At 67.9% G+C, this 16,546-nt stretch carries 12 protein-coding genes; 9 read left to right on the forward strand and 3 right to left on the reverse strand.

Annotated elements, in window-relative coordinates:
• Positions 1 to 754 precede the first annotated feature (754 nt).
• Both Q0326_RS06805 and Q0326_RS06810 read left to right on the forward strand, forming a co-directional pair.
• Positions 755 to 2,665: a tetratricopeptide repeat-containing sulfotransferase family protein gene (locus Q0326_RS06805; protein ID WP_298688479.1), complete on the forward strand. Its 1,911-nt coding sequence runs from the start codon at positions 755 to 757 to the stop codon at positions 2,663 to 2,665.
• A gap of 91 nt (positions 2,666 to 2,756) precedes the next feature.
• Positions 2,757 to 5,147, forward strand: a complete 2,391-nt coding sequence (locus Q0326_RS06810) for a TonB-dependent receptor (protein WP_298688481.1) — start codon at positions 2,757 to 2,759, stop codon at positions 5,145 to 5,147.
• A 32-nt stretch (positions 5,148 to 5,179) separates the two neighbouring features.
• Here Q0326_RS06810 and Q0326_RS06815 read toward each other — a convergent pair whose 3' ends face one another.
• The 3 genes from Q0326_RS06815 to Q0326_RS06825 form a co-directional block, all read right to left on the reverse strand.
• Complete coding sequence (locus tag Q0326_RS06815) at positions 5,180 to 6,565, reverse strand: cytosine permease (RefSeq protein ID WP_298688483.1); 1,386 nt, start codon at positions 6,563 to 6,565, stop codon at positions 5,180 to 5,182.
• 91 nt (positions 6,566 to 6,656) lie between these two features.
• A complete protein-coding gene (locus Q0326_RS06820) occupies positions 6,657 to 7,382 on the reverse strand; it encodes a UTRA domain-containing protein (protein ID WP_298688485.1) in 726 nt (241 codons plus the stop codon).
• On the reverse strand, positions 7,379 to 8,743 hold the full coding sequence (locus tag Q0326_RS06825; RefSeq protein ID WP_298688487.1) for a formimidoylglutamate deiminase: 1,365 nt from the start codon (positions 8,741 to 8,743) through the stop codon (positions 7,379 to 7,381). The genes Q0326_RS06820 and Q0326_RS06825 overlap by 4 nt, the downstream gene beginning before the upstream one ends.
• A gap of 101 nt (positions 8,744 to 8,844) precedes the next feature.
• On the opposite strand from Q0326_RS06825, the gene hutI reads away from it, so the two are divergent.
• From hutI to Q0326_RS06860, 7 genes are all read left to right on the forward strand, one after another.
• The gene (gene hutI / locus Q0326_RS06830; protein ID WP_298688489.1) at positions 8,845 to 10,044 is read left to right on the forward strand and encodes an imidazolonepropionase; all 1,200 of its coding nucleotides are present in this window, start codon (positions 8,845 to 8,847) and stop codon (positions 10,042 to 10,044) included.
• Positions 10,041 to 11,570, forward strand: a complete 1,530-nt coding sequence (gene hutH, locus Q0326_RS06835) for a histidine ammonia-lyase (protein WP_298688491.1) — start codon at positions 10,041 to 10,043, stop codon at positions 11,568 to 11,570. Before hutI ends, hutH begins: the two co-directional genes overlap by 4 nt.
• A complete protein-coding gene (gene hutG / locus Q0326_RS06840) occupies positions 11,567 to 12,376 on the forward strand; it encodes an N-formylglutamate deformylase (protein WP_298688493.1) in 810 nt (269 codons plus the stop codon). Before hutH ends, hutG begins: the two co-directional genes overlap by 4 nt.
• The gene (hutU, locus tag Q0326_RS06845; protein WP_298688495.1) at positions 12,373 to 14,040 is read left to right on the forward strand and encodes a urocanate hydratase; all 1,668 of its coding nucleotides are present in this window, start codon (positions 12,373 to 12,375) and stop codon (positions 14,038 to 14,040) included. The genes hutG and hutU overlap by 4 nt, the downstream gene beginning before the upstream one ends.
• Before the next feature lie 571 nt (positions 14,041 to 14,611).
• A complete protein-coding gene (locus Q0326_RS06850; RefSeq protein WP_298688497.1) occupies positions 14,612 to 15,595 on the forward strand; it encodes a sigma 54-interacting transcriptional regulator in 984 nt (327 codons plus the stop codon).
• Between the two features lie 82 nt (positions 15,596 to 15,677).
• The gene (locus Q0326_RS06855) at positions 15,678 to 16,076 is read left to right on the forward strand and encodes a DUF3467 domain-containing protein (RefSeq protein WP_298688499.1); all 399 of its coding nucleotides are present in this window, start codon (positions 15,678 to 15,680) and stop codon (positions 16,074 to 16,076) included.
• Positions 16,077 to 16,078: 2 nt separating this feature from the next.
• Positions 16,079 to 16,546: hypothetical protein (locus Q0326_RS06860; RefSeq protein WP_298688501.1), on the forward strand; the 468-nt coding region annotated here is incomplete at its 3' end.

Raw genomic sequence — 16,546 nt, forward strand, 5'->3', positions numbered from 1 at the left:
TCAAATCCGAGCGCCTCTCGCAACACTTTTCTGCCAACCAGGTGAGCAGTTACGGTAGGCCCTGCCTGTGATTGGGCAGCAATTGAAGATGCCGCGCACAAAGCCGCGACGAGCAGTCCGATCTTCGTTTTCACGCGGTACCGTTTATCGAACATCCTGCCCACCCTGGAGGTTGTTTTCGCGATAGCACTACTTACCCGCTACCAATTCCCCACTTCAACAGGAACGTGCCCGTTCTGCGCCGTACTTCTTCAGATCTCGCTCTCGATGTTTTTTCCGAAACTCCCCAACCCTAGAAACAGAAATGGCGATACAGAAAGCGACCCGAACGGCCGGGCACACGGCCGCAGGCCGAACAATCGAACGGCAAAGATTGCTGCGATAGGCGATCGTCTGCTTGCCGCGGCGCCTTGGGTGCTCTCGTTGGGCCCGTCGGCACTCGATCCCGGCACAGCTAACCGTCACGCTTGAAACGTGGAACGAAAGGTCGGAGCAAAACGAGCTCTGCGGCCGGAACCGATATGGGCATCCGCTTCTAATCCGACCAACATCGGAGTTGCGCGATCAGGCGCTGTTCGACGTTGCGATCGATAGCAAAGAGCGCGGCTGCGACGTCGTCCGTCTCGAGATCGGGGATGTGCAAGACCGTGCACCCTGCTTTTCCCGACCACCGATCCCGATGTTGCGCGGCGCTCTTGACGCACTAGGCTGAATGCCTGCGCGATCAATGTCGTGAACGAAGGAATAGCCAGCGGTGCGGGATGCGACGGGTACGCTAGATGTAGCTCTGGGTCATGCGAGGGGCCTTCTCAACCGTGACCCGACGCTCGCCGTCGAACAGGCACGGGAGATACTCAATGCGGTTCCCGGCCATGTCGAGACGCTGCTCCTGCTCGCCGAAGCGCTTGCACGTACCAATCGCGAGGACGAGGCGATCGGCATTGCGGCAGAGGCCTGCAGACGGGATCCGCGCTCGCCGCATGGCTCGCGCTTGATCGGCGATCTCCTCTATGGCCGCGGCCGTTTCGTCGAGGCCGACGAGGCCTATCGGCGCCACATCGCCGTCGCGGTGAACCATCCGCGGCTTCGAAAGGCGGCGCTGTCGCTTTCGGGCAACGACCTGCCGGCTGCGGAGGCGCTGTTGCGCGCGCATCTCGGCGACCATCCGACCGACGTCGCCGCGATGCGGATGCTGGCCGAACTCGAAGGCCGCCTCGCGCACAATCGCGAGGCCGAGGCGCTGCTCCGCCGCGCGCTCGCGCGCGCGCCCGGCTTTCTGATGGCGCGCTACAATCTCGCGATCGTGCTCAATCGCCAGCATCGCCCGGCCGAGGCGCTCATCGAGATCGATCGCCTGCTCGAGATCGAGCCCGACAATCCCTCGTTCCGAAACCTTTCGGGCGCCGCCCGCGGCGCGATCAGCGCGCATGGCGACGCGCTCGCCGAATTTGAGAAGGCCCTGCGCGGGCGCCCCGACAACGCAGCGATGTGGATGAGCTACGGCCATACGCTCAAGACGCTCGGCCGGCGCGACGACGGTATCGCCGCCTATCGCCGCAGCATCGCGTTGCGCCCCGCGATGGGCGAGGCGTGGTGGAGCCTGGCCAATCTCAAGGCCACAACATTCGGCGCGGACGACATTGCGGCGATGCGGACGGCACTGGCGGACGACCGGACCACGCTCGGCTTCGACGATCGCTTCCATCTCCACTTCGCGCTTGGCAAGGCGCTCGAGGATGCGGGGGACTATGCAGCGAGCTTCCGCCATTATGGGCAGGGCAACCGGCTGCGGCGCGAGCGCGTCGATTACGATGCCGACGAGACGCACGATCAGGTCGTCCGTAGCGAGTCGCTGTTCACCGCGGACTTTTTCGCCGCGCGCGCCGGTCAGGGTTGCCTCGCGCCAAATCCGATCTTCGTGCTCGGCATGCCGCGATCCGGCTCGACGCTGGTCGAGCAGATCCTTGCCAGTCACAGCCAGGTCGAGGGCACGCGCGAGCTTCCCGACATTCAGGCGCTCGCGCATCGCCTGTCGGGACGCAGGATGCGCAGCGACCTCTCGCACTATCCCGAGGCGATCGCCGACTGCGATCCCGCGGCGCTCCGGGCGCTTGGCGAGGAATATATCGATCGCGTCCGCATCCACCGGAAGACCGACCGCCCTTTCTTCATCGACAAAATGCCCAACAACTGGGCGCATGTCGGGCTGATCCACCTGATCCTGCCCAACGCGACGATCATCGACACGCGCCGCCATCCGCTCGGCTGCGGCTTCTCGATCTTCAAGCAGCATTTCGCGCGCGGGCAGAATTTCAGCTACTCGCTGGCCGAGATCGGCCGCTATTACGCCGATTACGTCCGCGCGATGGCGCATGTCGATGCCGTGTTGCCGGGCCGCGTCCACCGCGTCGCGCACGAGGACATGGTCGAGGATACCGATCGCGCGGTCCGCGCCCTGCTCGCCGCCTGCGGGCTGGCGTTCGAGCCCGCATGCCTGCGCTTCTGGGAAACCGACCGCGCAATCCAGACGGCGAGTTCCGAACAGGTCCGTCGCCCGATCTTTCGCGAAGGGCTCGACCAATGGCGTCATTATGACCCCTGGCTCGGACCGCTCCGTACCGTCCTCAAATCGCACCTCCCGCCGCACTTTGCTGCCGGGCTGTAACTGCGCTGCAACAACGCCGGATTGACCCGAGGCGGCGGAGCGGAGATGCTCGCCCCGAAACGACTGCGCAATCGCAGCAGGGGGAATCTCGATGATCATGCGTCTCGGCGGCGTCACGAAAAGCTCTGTCCGTCTTGCGACGCTGCTCGCGACCAGCGCGCTGGCGGGGCCGGCGCTCGCGCAGTCCGTGTCGGGCGCGACGGATAGCGGGCCGGTCAACGGGGAGATCATCGTCACCGCGACCAAGCGGGCCGAGAACATCCAGAACGTGCCGATCAGCATCACCGCACTTGGCAGCGCGACGCTCGACCAGCATCAGGTGCAGAGCCTCGACGACTATACCAAGCTGCTGCCGAGCGTGAGCTTCCAGAGCTTCGGTCCTGGTCAGAGCGAACTGTATTTCCGCGGCATCGCGACCGGCGGCGACGGCATCCAGTCCGGCCCGCTGCCCAGCTCGGGCCTTTATGTCGACGAGATCCCACTGACGACGATCGGCAGCTCGGTCGATTTCCATGTCTACGACATCAGCCGCGTCGAGGCGCTGGCCGGTCCGCAAGGCACGCTGTTCGGCGCGAGCTCGCTGTCCGGGACGCTGCGGATCATCACCAACCAGCCCGACACGTCGCGCTTCTCGGCCGGCTATAATCTCCAGGGCGACAAATTCGGCGCGGGCAACGCCGGCGGCCAGGCCGAAGGCTTCGTCAACGTACCGCTCGGCGACCGCGCCGCGATCCGCCTCGTCGGCTTCTACGACCATGAGGGCGGCTATATCGACAACAGCTTCGCCGAACGCACCTACGCGCGGCCGAACGATCACACTGCCGATGGCTCGGTCGTCGATGCTCCGCTCACCATCGACAATGGCAAATTCGCCAAGAACAATTTCAACGACATCGATACCTATGGCGGCCGCGCCCTGCTCAAGGTCGATCTCGGCGGCGATTGGACCGTGACGCCGGGTGTCGACTACCAGCATCAGGTCGCGCACGGCACCTATCTGTACGATCCTAACGCCGGCGACCTTACCGTCCACGATTTCACGCCGGACCATAATCGCGATCACTGGTACCTCGCCTCGCTCACCGTTGAGGGCAAGATCAGCGATTGGGACGTGACCTATGCCGGATCCTATTTCAACCGCACGGTCGACAATACGCAGGACTATTCCTACTTCTCCGTCGCCTATGACGCGATCACCGACTATAATTATTACAAGGATGCCGCAGGCCACGATCTCGATCCGACGCAGATCTACCATGCGCACGACACCTATACGAAAATGTCGCATGAGCTGCGCATCAGTTCGCCCAAGGACCAGCCGATCCGGCTGACCGCGGGCATGTTCATGCAACGTCAGACCGATCACCACATCGCCGACTATGAGGTCGACGGCCTCGCCAACGCAGTGGTCTATTACGACTCGCCGGTGCCGGGCGCCAATTCGAACGACGTCTTCTTCACCGACATCCACCGCACCGATCGCGACTATGCCGCCTTCGCCGACGCTTCCTACGATATCCTGTCCAACCTGACGCTCACCGGCGGCATCCGCGGCTTCATCGCGCACAACACGCTGACCGGCTTTTCGGGCGGATCCGGCACGCTGGCGCATTTCAACTGCACCGGCGTCGCGCAGGACTGCCAGGCGATCAACGGCAAGGTCAACGAGTCCGGCGAGACGCATAAGGCCAATCTCACCTGGAAGATCGACCGCGACCGGATGGTGTATTTCACCTATTCGACCGGCTTCCGCCCAGGCGGCGTCAACCGACCGGCCTTCGCGCTGGGCAAGATCCAGGATCCGGGCCCCTACCAGCCCGACACGCTGACCAACTACGAGGTCGGCTGGAAGACGAGCTGGTTCGACCATACGCTGCGCATCAACGGCGCGCTGTTCTGGGAGGACTGGAACAAGGTCCAGTATACCGAGCCCGGCATCCTCGGCATTCAGTATACCGTCAACGCGGGTTCCGCGCGGTCACGCGGCGTCGAGGGCGACGTCAGCTGGACCTACGCGCATCATCTCACGCTGTCGGCATCGGGCACCTATGTCGACGCCAAGCTGACGTCGGACTTCCTGAGCGCGCAGGACGGTTCGGTGCTCGCCGCCAAGGGCACGCGACTGCCGGTGACGCCCAAGCTCAAATTCACCGCGACCGCGCGCTACGACTTCAACGTCGGGCCGTTCAAGAGCTTCGTCCAGGGCACTGCCAACCACCAGGGCGGGACCACCACCCACCTGCTGCTCGCCGATGCGGGCACCTTCTACGGCGAGCCGACCAAGCAGTTCACCACCGCCGACTTCTCGGTGGGCACCAGCTATGCCAATTGGACGGCATCGCTGTTCATCCAGAATGCGTTCGACGAGCGCGGCATCCTCAGCAAAAACTCGGTCTGCGTGCCGGGCATCTGCGGCCAATATGCCCGCGTCTATCCGGTCAAGCCGCAATATTTCGGCATCCGCTTCGGCCAGAAATTCTGATCGACGGGGCCGCTGCTCAGCGATGCGGCGGCCTATCCGGCGGATGCGCGCGAGTGCCGCGCGAGCCCGTAATAGAGCGGGCCGACGATCAGCAGACCCGCGATCCACGACAGGTCCGCTCCAGCGAGCAGCCGCGCGATCGGCCCCGTGTAGAGGGCGTTCGCGACGAACGGCACCTGCACCACAATGCCGACCGCATAGGCGATCAGCGCCGGCGCGCGATATGTGCCGTAGATGCCGCCGTCCGCGCGTAGGAACGAGGCGACGTCATAGTCGCCGTGTCGGATGATATAATAGTCGACCAGGTTGATCGCGGTCCACGGCACCATGACGTAGAGCAGCAGCAGCAGGAAATTGGTGTAGGTCTCCATGAAGTGCGGGCCCGCCAGCACCGCCATCGCGACCGCGACCAGCGCGAGCGCCAGCGACAGCCAGGTCCGCGCCGCCGCGCGCGCCTGCCAGGCCGGCGCAAAGGTCTGGACGATCGCGATCGTCGACAGCACCGCGCAATAGAGGCTGATCGCGCTCGCAGCGGCGATGGCCAGCGTGAGGATCGGGATCGCGACATAGGCCAGCGGGCCGATCGCGCCGGCGAGGCTTTCGGTGATGTCCTGCGTCGGGAACAGGGTGCCCAGCATCGCGCCGAGCGCCATCGGCAGGATCGATCCCAGCGCGCAGCCCCAATAGCTGGTCCAGAAGGCGGCGCGCTGCCCGGTCTCGGCGGGGAGGTAGCGCGAATAGTCCGACACATAGGGCGCATAGGCGATCTGCCACAGCACCGAGGTCGAGATCGCGCCGAGCAGCGCGCCGATCGTCGTCGTCGACGGCGTGACGGCCGCGAAGGCGGGGTGATGGCTCAGTATCCAGGCGAAGCAGGCGGCGATCGCAAGCCCGCCCGCCCAGCTCATCCAGCGGGTGAAGCGGTGGATGAGATCATGGCCGACGATCGTCGCCAGCGTGCCGAGGATCGCGACCGCGGCCACCGCGAGGTTCGGGCTCGCGCCGGGCCAGGCGCGGTGCAGCGACTGCGCGCTGAGCACGAGGTTCGACGCGAAGAAGCCGACGTCCATCACCGCGACGAACGCTATCACCGCGAGCGCGCCGCGCGCGCCGAACTGGCCGCGGGTCTGGACCATCTGCGGGACGCCCAGATGCGGCCCCTGCGCGGCATGCAGCGCCATGAAGATCGCGCCGAACAGATTGCCGAAGACGATCGCGAACAGCGCGGCGGCGAGCGAGAGATGGAACACCGTCGTGCACAGCGCACCGGTCGCGATGGTCAGCGTGGTGAGGTTGGTCCCGAACCACAGCGTGAAGAGATCGCGTGGCCGGCCATGGCGCTGATCGAGCGGGACCTGCTGGATCGTGCGATCCTCGAGCGTGGCCTCGCCGCTTCGGTGCCGTCGGCGCGCCTGCACATCGATCATCCTTCTTGGCAATGCCGCCCGCAGGCTGCGCGATCGGTTGACGCGACGCAAAGGAAAATGGTGCGGAGCCGCGCCACGTCGCTCATGTGGTTTGGCGTCCGGCGGCATCCTCGGTGCGGAACCGCGCCCAAAGATCGTAGGCGCCGGCGCGGAAGCATTGGCGGACCGCGGTGACGCGGTGCTGCCCGCGCCACGTCCGCCGATCGATCCGGAGCAGCGGCGCGTCCGGTTCGACGTGCAGCAGCACGGCGTTCCGCGCGTCCGCGCCGATCGCCGCGATCCGCGTCTCGGCCTCGGTCCAGGGAATGTTGCGGAGCAGCCAGGTGCCCGGCGGTTCCTCGGCGAAGCTCGCGTGTTCGATCGCGGGCACGACGGCCAGGCTGACGCAGCGCTGCTCGACCGCGAGCGGCAGGTCGTCGGCGAGATGGACGCCGACAATCTCGAGCACGCGGCCGGCGCCGACGTCGAAGGCCGCATCACCCGTCGCCTTCGCCGTCCGCACCCGCCGCTCGATCAGGCGGAAGGCATAGGTTTGTCCGCGCGCGGTCACTTCCTGCGGCAGATCGGGCACGTCGAGCACCATCGCATGCAGCCGCGGCGACGCGACGAACGAGCCGGCGCGCTTGCGCCGATCGACGAGGCCCGCCGCGGATAGCGCCGACAGCGCCTTGTTCACCGTCATCCGCGCGCAACCATATCGGGCCATCAGCTCGACTTCGGTCGACAGCCGGTCGCCGGGTGCCAGAGTGCCCGACAATATGCCGGTCTCGATGTCGCTTCGGATGCGCTCGTGCAGCGGCTGGCTCATGCGAGCAGTTCTGCGAGCGCGCGGCGATATCCGTGCATCGCCCTGTCGCGCGCATGATGGCGGCCATCGCTGACCAGCCGCCTGCCGCGGCGCCAGACACCGTCGATCGCGCTGCGGCCGGCGGCGAAGATCAGCCCATCGACGAGGTGCGCACCGCTGCGGCCGAGCAGCGAGGCGTGATCGGTATCGAGGCTGAGAAAGTCGGCGGGCTCGCCCACCGCGATCCCGACTCCGCCCGCGCCGAGTGCCTGCCCGCCTCCGGCGAGCGCATGGCGGTAGAGCGCGTCGCCGGTCGAGCACGCACGCCCTCCGCCGACGACGTTGCGCTGTCCGAGCGACAGTCGCTGACCATATTCAAGCAGGCGCAGTTCCTCGGTCGCATCGATCAGCACGTTCGAGTCCGAACCGACGCCGAACCGCCCGCCCAGCTCGAGGAAGCGCGCCGCCGGAAAGATGCCGTCGCCGAGATTGGCCTCGGTGATCGGGCACAGGCCGACCACGCTGCCCGACCCGACGATCGCTGCAGTCTCCCGCGCGGTGACATGGGTGGCGTGGACGAGGCACCAGCGCGCATCGACCGCGGCGTGGTCCAGCAGCCACTCGACCGGCCGGGCGCCTGCCCACGCCATGCAGTCGTCGACCTCGCGGGTCTGCTCGGCGATGTGGATATGGATCGGAGCGTGCCCGGCGAGCGGCGTGATCGCCGCCAGCTCCTCGGGCGTAACGGCGCGAAGACTGTGCGGCGCGATCCCGACCACCGCGTCGGGAAGCCGTACGGCGGCGCCGCGCACTGCCTCGAGCAGGTCAGCAAAGCCGTCGACGTCATGCACGAAGCGGCGCTGTTCCGCCGCCGGCGCGATCCCGCCGAACCCCGCATGCGCGTAGAAGACTGGCAGATGGGTGAGCGCGATCCCGCTCTCTTCGGCGGCGGCGATCACGCTCGCGCTCATCTCCGCGGGATCGGCGAAGCGGCCACCGGCGCGGTCGTGGTGCAGATAGTGGAACTCGCCGACGCGGGTGAACCCGCTCTCGAGCATCTCGATCTGCGCCATCAGCGCGATTGCGCGCAGCTCTTCCGGCCCGATCCGGTCGACGAAGCGATACATTGCCGCGCGCCACGACCAAAAATCGTCGTCTGAACTGCCGCGCGCCTCGGCAAGCCCCGCCATCGCGCGCTGGAAGGCATGGCTGTGCAGATTGGGAAGTCCCGGCAGGATCGCCGCGTGGCGCTCGTCGTCGGGCTCAGCCGGCCGGTCGCGCTCGATCGTCGCGAACAGCCCGTCGCGCACCGTGATACGCACCTGTTCGGCCCAACCGTCGGGCAGCATCGCGGCACGGGCATGGAAGGCCGGATCTGGCATCAGCGTCGCCTTGTCGGATCGTTGGATGATCCGGTAGTTATGTCTATACATTAAGCGCGCGACCTGCCAAGCGGGTGCTGCGATCACGGGCGGAGACCTCGATGCGCTGCGACAGGCTGTGGACCGAAGCACGGCTGGCGACCATGGCGGGCGCCGGTCTCGGCATCGTCGAGGACGGTGTCGTGGCGGCGTTGGGCGGTCATATCCTCTATGCGGGGCCGGCGGCCGACGCGCCGGCGTTCGACGCCGCCGTCGCGACGCGCTGCGACGGGCGGTGGATCACCCCCGGTCTGATCGACTGCCACACACATCTCGTCCACGGCGGCGACCGCGCGCATGAATTCGAGCTGCGCCTGCAGGGCGCGTCCTACGAGGAGATTGCGCGCGCGGGCGGCGGGATCGTCTCGACGATGCGCGCAACCCGTGTCGCCAGCGAAGACGCGCTGGTGGCGAGCGCGCTCCCGAGGCTCGACGCGCTGATCGCCGAGGGCGTGACCACCGTCGAGATAAAATCGGGATACGGCCTCGAGCTCGACACCGAATGCCGCATGCTGGCGGCGGCGCGGCGGCTCGGCGACGAGCGGCCGATACGGGTCAGCACGACCTTCCTCGGCGCGCACGCGCTGCCCCCCGAATTCGCCGGCGATCCGGACGGCTATATCGCGGCGGTATGCGACACGATGCTGCCCGCGGTGGCGGAGCGCGGCCTTGCCGACGCGGTCGACGCCTTCTGCGAGGGGATCGGCTTCACCCTCGCGCAGACCGAGCGCGTGTTCGCGGCGGCGAAAGCGCACGGGCTCGCCATCAAGCTGCACGCCGAGCAGCTTTCCAACCAGCACGGCGCCGCGCTGGCCGCCCGCTACGGGGCGCTGTCGGTCGATCATCTCGAGCATGTCGACCCGGCGGGGATCGCGGCGATCGCACGATCGGGGACGGTCGCGACGCTGTTGCCTGGCGCCTTCTACTTCGTGCGCGAAACGCGGCTGCCACCGATCGACCTGCTGCGCCGCGCGCAGGTGCCGATCGCGCTCGCGACCGACTGCAACCCGGGCACCGCGCCGCTCAGCTCGATCCTGCTGGTGCTCAACATGGGGGCGACGTTGTTCCGGCTGACCGTCGAGGAATGCCTGCTCGGCGTCACCCGCCATGCCGCGCGCGCGCTCGGGCTTGGCGGCGAGATCGGCACGCTCGAGCCCGGCAAGGCGTGCGATCTGGCGATCTGGGATATCGAACGTCCGGCCGAGCTCGTCTACCGCATGGGCTTCAACCCGCTCCATGCCCGCATATGGAGGGGACGTTGACCGAGGTGATCCTGCGTCCCGGCGCGGTGCCGCTCGCCGATTGGCGCGCAATCTATCGCGGCGCCTCACCGCGGCTCGATCCCGCCTCGGCGCCCGGGATCGCAGAGTCGGCGGCGGCGGTCGGCCGCATCCTCGCGCGCGGCGAACCGGTTTACGGAATCAACACCGGCTTCGGCCGGCTTGCCAGCGTGCGGATTGGCGATACAGACCTCGCCACGCTCCAGCGCAACATCGTGCTCAGCCACGCGGCGGGCACGGGGGCACCCTCGCCGGTGCCGGTCGTGCGGCTTATGATGGCGCTCAAACTGGCGAGCCTCGCGCAGGGCGCGTCGGGCGTGAAACCCGAGACGGTGGCGCTGATCGAGGCGATGCTGGTCTTCGGCCTGACCCCGGTGATCCCGTCGCAGGGATCGGTCGGCGCGAGCGGCGACCTCGCGCCGCTGTCGCATATGGCCGCCGCGATGATTGGGGTCGGCGAGATCATGGCGGGCGAGCGCCGCCTGCCCGCCGAACAGGCGCTCCGCGAGGCGGGACTTGCGCCGCTCGCGCTCGGCCCCAAGGAGGGGCTCGCGCTGCTCAACGGCACGCAATTCTCGACCGCCAACGCGCTGGCCGGGCTGTTCGGGGCGGAGCGGCTCTTCCAGACGGCGCTGGTCACCGGCGCGCTGTCGACCGAGGCGGCGAAGGGATCGGACACGCCGTTCGATCCGCGCATCCAGGCGCTGCGCCGCCATCAGGGCCAGATCGACACCGCGCAGGCGCTGCGCACCCTGATGGCAGGCTCGGCGATCCGCGCCAGCCATCTCGTCGATGATATCCGCGTGCAGGACCCCTATTGCCTGCGCTGCCAGCCGCAGGTGATGGGCGCGGCGCTCGACGTGCTGCGCCAGGCCGCCGCGACGCTCGAGACCGAGGCCAACGGCGTTTCCGACAATCCGCTGATTTTCGCCGCGACCGACGAGGCGCTGTCGGGCGGGAATTTCCATGCCGAGCCGGTCGCCTTCGCCGCCGACATGATCGCGCTCACGGTCTGCGAGATCGGCTCGATCACCGAGCGTCGGATCGCGATGCTGGTCGATCCCGCGCTGTCGGGCCTGCCCGCCTTTCTGACGCCGAAACCGGGGCTCAATTCGGGGTTCATGATCCCGCAGGTGACCGCGGCCGCGCTGGTCTCCGAGAACAAACAGCGTGCCTATCCGGCAAGCGTCGACTCCATCCCGACCTCGGCCAACCAGGAGGATCATGTCTCGATGGCCGCGCACGGCGCGCGCCGGTTGCTCGAGATGGTCGACAACGCCACTGCGGTGATCGGCATCGAGCTTCTCGCCGCGGTGCAGGGCATCGACTTCCACGCGCCGCTCGCATCGAGCAGCGCGTTGGAGGCGGTGCGTGCGACGGTGCGTGCGATCGTGCCGACGCTCACCGACGATCGCCATTTCCACCCCGACATGGAGGCCGCCAACAGGATGGTGCGATCAGGCGCGGTGGTCGAGGCCGCGGCGCTCGCGCTGCCGGGGCTGGGATGAGCGAGTTCGTCGAAGTGGATCGCGGCGACGCGCCGCTGGTGATCGGCCTGCCGCACACCGGCACCGATCTCCCGCCCGAGCTGGAGGATGCGTTCGTTTCGCCCTGGCTCGCGCGCAAGGACACCGACTGGTGGGTCGACCGGCTCTACGGCTTCGCGCGCGGTCTCGGCGCGACGCTGGTCCGCACCAGGATCTCGCGCAGCGTGATCGACTGCAACCGCGATCCGTCGGGCGCGTCGCTCTATCCGGGGCAGACCACCACCACGCTATGCCCGACCGAAACCTTCGACGGCGAGCCGCTCTATCCGGCGGACGGCCCTGACGAGGCCGAGATCGAGCGCCGCCGTCGCGCCTATTTCGAGCCCTATCATGCCGCACTGTCGAGCGAGATCGCGCGGCTGCGCGAACGTCACGCGCGCGTCGTGCTCTACGATGCGCATTCGATCCGCGGCGTCGTACCGCGCCTGTTCGACGGCCCGCTGCCGCAGTTTAACATCGGCACCGACGGCGGCCGGACCTGCGACGGCGCGCTCGCGGCGGCGGTGCACGCTGCCTGCCTCGCCAGCGGCCATGCCACGGTCCTCGACGGTCGCTTCCGCGGCGGCTGGACGACGCGCCACTATGGGCGCCCAGCGGACGGCGTCCACGCCATCCAGATGGAACTCGCGCAGCGCGGCTATCTGGAGGAGCCTGACCGGCCCGATCCGGGGAACTGGCCGACGCCGCTCGATCGCTATCCGGCGGTGCTGCCCACGCTCCGGCACGTCCTCGCCGCCTGCCTTGGCTTCGCGAAAGGAACCGCATGACCCGCCTCGACAACAGCCGCGTGATCAGGGCCGCCACCGGCACGACGCTGTCGGCGAAGAGCTGGCTCACCGAGGCGCCGCTGCGGATGCTGATGAACAATCTCCACCCCGATGTCGCCGAACGGCCCGAGGAACTGGTCGTCTACGGCGGCATCGGCCGCGCCGCGCGAGACTGGGAGAGTTTCGACCGCATCGTCGAGACGCTCGAGCGGCTCGAGGCGGACCAGACGCTGCTCGTCCAGTCGGGCAAGCCGGTCGGCGTGTTCCGCACCCACGCGGACGCGCCGCGCGTGCTGATCGCCAATTCGAACCTCGTGCCCAAATGGGCAACCTGGGAACATTTCAACGAGCTCGATAAGCGCGGCCTCGCGATGTACGGCCAGATGACCGCGGGCTCGTGGATCTATATCGGCACGCAGGGCATCGTGCAGGGCACCTACGAGACGTTCGTCGAGATGGGCCGCCAACATTATGGCGGCGATCTGTCGGGGCGCTGGCTGCTCACCGCGGGGCTCGGCGGGATGGGCGGCGCCCAACCGCTCGCGGCGGTGATGGCGGGCGCCTCATGCCTGGCGATCGAATGCCAGCCGAGCCGCATCGAGATGCGGCTGCGCACCGGCTATCTCGACAAGGCCGCAACGACGCTCGACGAGGCGCTCGAACTGATCGCGCAGGCCTGCGCGGCGGGCACGCCGTCCTCGGTCGGGCTGCTGGGCAATGCCGCCGAGATCCTGCCCGAGATGGTAAGGCGCGGTATCCGCCCCGACCTGCTCACCGACCAGACCTCGGCGCACGATCCGATCAACGGCTATCTACCGATCGGCTGGAGCGTCGCCGAATGGATGGAGCGGCGCGAACGCGAGCCCGCAGCGGTCGCGGCGGCCGCCAAGCAGTCGATGGCGGTGCATGTCCGCGCGATGCTCGATCTGCAGGCGGCGGGCGTGCCCACCACCGATTACGGCAACAATATCCGCCAGGTCGCTTTCGACGCGGGCGTCGCCAACGCCTTCGACTTTCCGGGCTTCGTCCCCGCCTATATCCGCCCGCTCTTCTGCCGCGGCATCGGGCCGTTCCGCTGGGTCGCGCTGTCGGGCGATCCCGAGGACATCTACCGGACCGACGCCAAGGTGAAGCAGCTGCTCCCCGACAACGCGCCGCTTCACCGCTGGCTCGACATGGCGCGCGAGAAGATCCGGTTCCAGGGCCTGCCCGCGCGGATCTGCTGGGTCGGGCTCGGCGACCGCCACCGGCTTGGCCTCGCCTTCAACGACATGGTGGCATCGGGCGAACTCAAGGCGCCCGTCGTGATCGGCCGCGACCATCTCGATTCGGGTTCGGTCGCATCGCCCAACCGCGAGACCGAGGCGATGAACGATGGCAGCGATGCGGTCTCCGACTGGCCGCTGTTGAACGCGCTGCTCAACACGGCGAGCGGGGCCACCTGGGTATCGCTGCATCATGGCGGCGGCGTTGGCATGGGCTATTCGCAGCATGCCGGGATGGTCATCGTCGCCGACGGAACGCCCGAGGCGGCACGGCGTCTCGAGCGCGTCTTGTGGAACGATCCTGCGACCGGCGTCATGCGGCATGCGGACGCGGGCTATGACATCGCGCTCGATTGCGCCCGAGAGAAGCGGCTCGACCTGCCTGCGATCCAGCCGTGAAGCAAAAGTACTGCCGCATCGATTTCTTCCCGAATGCTGGAAAGGCATCGCGGCTGAGGCGGACAAGGATGCGGTCGGCACGTCCTGGGTCAAGTGACGCGACCCGGTTCTTATGCCGCGCGCGCGCGGCGGCCTCAAACGTCATAGCGGTCGCCACGCTATGGTGGCGCCTGGGTCCAGCGTGGCAAATGTCGCGGCATTCGAGCAAGGCGCGACCGAAGCTTCGTCCAATCTTTCCCGGAGCTGATCCAAAACGGCCAACCGCGTTTGTCGCATCCTGGCGAGAGACGGTTCGGTTTGTCATGTCCTCTGTATCTCGAAGCGGTTGAAGGAGGGTTCGAACACTGCACGCCGTCGAGTCGACCAAATCGTCAAGGACGCCAACACAGACGCCGCGGCTCCAACGCGCTGACATGGCAGCGGAGTTATTGATGGCATCGTCGATCGAAACATGACAAACTTTTTATCTATGCTTTCCTGAGTCGTCATCCTCGATGGAGCCGCTTGGCCGTGTCTTTCAGACGCCTCGGCCAGGACCCTGTCGCGCGCGTGGAACCGGCGGGGGTGTGGCGTGATTGCAGACCAGCAACGCATCCTCGGCGTCAGCCCGGCGATCGACCGCCTGCGCGCCTATCTGCCCAAGGTCGCGCGTTCGCCCGCCACCGTGCTGATCACCGGCGAGACCGGCACCGGCAAGGAACGCGTCGCGCAGGCGATCCATGCGCTCAGCCCGCGCGCGCGCGGGCCGTTCGTCGGACTCAACTGCGCGGCGCTGCCCGATGCGCTGATCGAAAGCGAATTGTTCGGTCATGCCCGCGGCGCCTTCACCGGCGCGCATGCCGCGCAGTCCGGACAGATGCGCGCCGCCGATCGCGGCACGCTGTTCCTCGACGAGATCGGCGAGCTGCCGCCGTGCGCGCAGGCCAAGCTGCTGCGCGCGATCGAATGCCGCGAGGTGCGCCCGGTCGGCGGCTGCAGCGCGGTGCCGCTCGACATCCGTATCGTCGCGGCGACCAATCAGACGCTCGAGACGATGGTGGCGTCGGGCCGATTCCGCAGCGACCTTTATTATAGGCTCAACGTCGCGCGGCTCGAGCTGCCGCCGCTGCGTGAGCGCGTCGAGGACGTCCCCGTGCTGCTCGACGCGCTGGTCGCCGAGCTCAACGACCGCGAGGGCCAGCGCGTCGGCGCACCCGATCCCGAGCTGCTTGCCTGCCTGCTCGCGCACCGCTGGCCGGGCAATGTCCGCGAACTGCGCAATCTCGCCGAGGCCCTGTTCATCGATCCGCCGCGCGGCGCGATCCGCTTCGAGAATCTGCCGCCCGCCTTCGCGCGGCTGCTCGAGCCACACCGTCGCGTCGCCTGCAACGAGCGCGAGCGGCTGATCGCGGCGCTCAACCGCACGCAGTGGAACAAGGCCGAGGCCGCGCGTGCACTGAATTGGTCGCGAATGACGCTCTATCGCAAGCTCGCGCAGTACAAGGTCGAGCGCGTGACGGCACGGAGTGTCGCGGTGTCACACCAGCGTCAGACCGGCGTGACACACCCCGCGTAACATTGCCTTTCTGTAATCCGCGACAGCGCCCGGACGGTCGCGACGTCGTCGATTGGCACGGGCGTTGCGAGGCGCTTCGGCGATGACCGATGCCGCTCCCCCGCCTGCCCTCTGTCCCGCCGTCGCGACGCCGCTCGCGGCCTATGCCAATTATTGCGAGGTCGGCCACAACGCGTTCGAGTTCATCTTCGACTTCGGCCAGTTCCGCCCCGAACAGGGCGGCGTCCAGATCCACTCGCGGATCGTCACCGGCCCGGTCCAGGCCAAGCTGTTCGCGCGCATGTTCACCAGCGCGGTCGACCGGTTCGAGGCCGCCAACGGCAGCATCGCCGATCTCGACGACGAGGATGCGCTCAGCGCGCTGATCGGCAGCGTGCCCGATTTCGAACGCCGCGCCGCGCATGTGCGCGCGCGTGCGCCGTCGCAACCCGGCGCTTCCGCGCCCCACCCAGGCGCGTCCGCGCCGCCGACCCCGAGGTAGCCATGCCCGCGCAGATCCGCCCCAACCGGCTCGACGTCAACGATCGCTTCCCGATGCTGGGCTTCACGATCCGCACCGGCGGGCAGCCGCGACTTGCCGAGGTCGCGGTCGCGACCGATCCGACGCTGCTCGCGCCCGAGGGCAGGCCGCGGCGCACCGCCAGCAATTTCTACAGCAGCCGCGCCGGCGGGCGGCTCGAGGTGCCGGGCGAGGCGGTGTATGTCCTGCCGCCCGATGCGCTGGCGCGCGTGGTCGGCGCTGAGAAGCTCTATGTCGGGCTGGCGACGTCGCCGGTCGGCAGCCCGCCGCGCTTCACCACCGATGTGATGCCCAGCGCGAACAGCCCCTATGTCTCGATCAAGTCGCTGACCGGGCGCAGCCTGCGCCGGCTGCGCGTGATCCCGGCGCGCGGCCGGCCGGGCGCGGGCGGCCCCCTACTCGAATGGGCGGGCGACGCCGCGCAGCCGGGG

The organism is uncultured Sphingomonas sp., assembly GCF_937859915.1.
Classification (GTDB): domain Bacteria; phylum Pseudomonadota; class Alphaproteobacteria; order Sphingomonadales; family Sphingomonadaceae; genus Solisphingomonas.

Coding starts and splice junctions, on each gene's coding strand:
- hutG (WP_298688493.1), top strand. CDS start 11,567: ATGAGCGAGTTCGTCGAAGTGGATCGCGGCGACGCGCCGCTGGTGATC.
- hutU (WP_298688495.1), top strand. CDS start 12,373: ATGACCCGCCTCGACAACAGCCGCGTGATCAGGGCCGCCACCGGCACG.
- Q0326_RS06810 (WP_298688481.1), top strand. CDS start 2,757: ATGATCATGCGTCTCGGCGGCGTCACGAAAAGCTCTGTCCGTCTTGCG.
- Q0326_RS06820 (WP_298688485.1), bottom strand. CDS start 7,382: ATGAGCCAGCCGCTGCACGAGCGCATCCGAAGCGACATCGAGACCGGC.
- hutI (WP_298688489.1), top strand. CDS start 8,845: ATGCGCTGCGACAGGCTGTGGACCGAAGCACGGCTGGCGACCATGGCG.
- Q0326_RS06855 (WP_298688499.1), top strand. CDS start 15,678: ATGACCGATGCCGCTCCCCCGCCTGCCCTCTGTCCCGCCGTCGCGACG.
- Q0326_RS06825 (WP_298688487.1), bottom strand. CDS start 8,743: ATGCCAGATCCGGCCTTCCATGCCCGTGCCGCGATGCTGCCCGACGGT.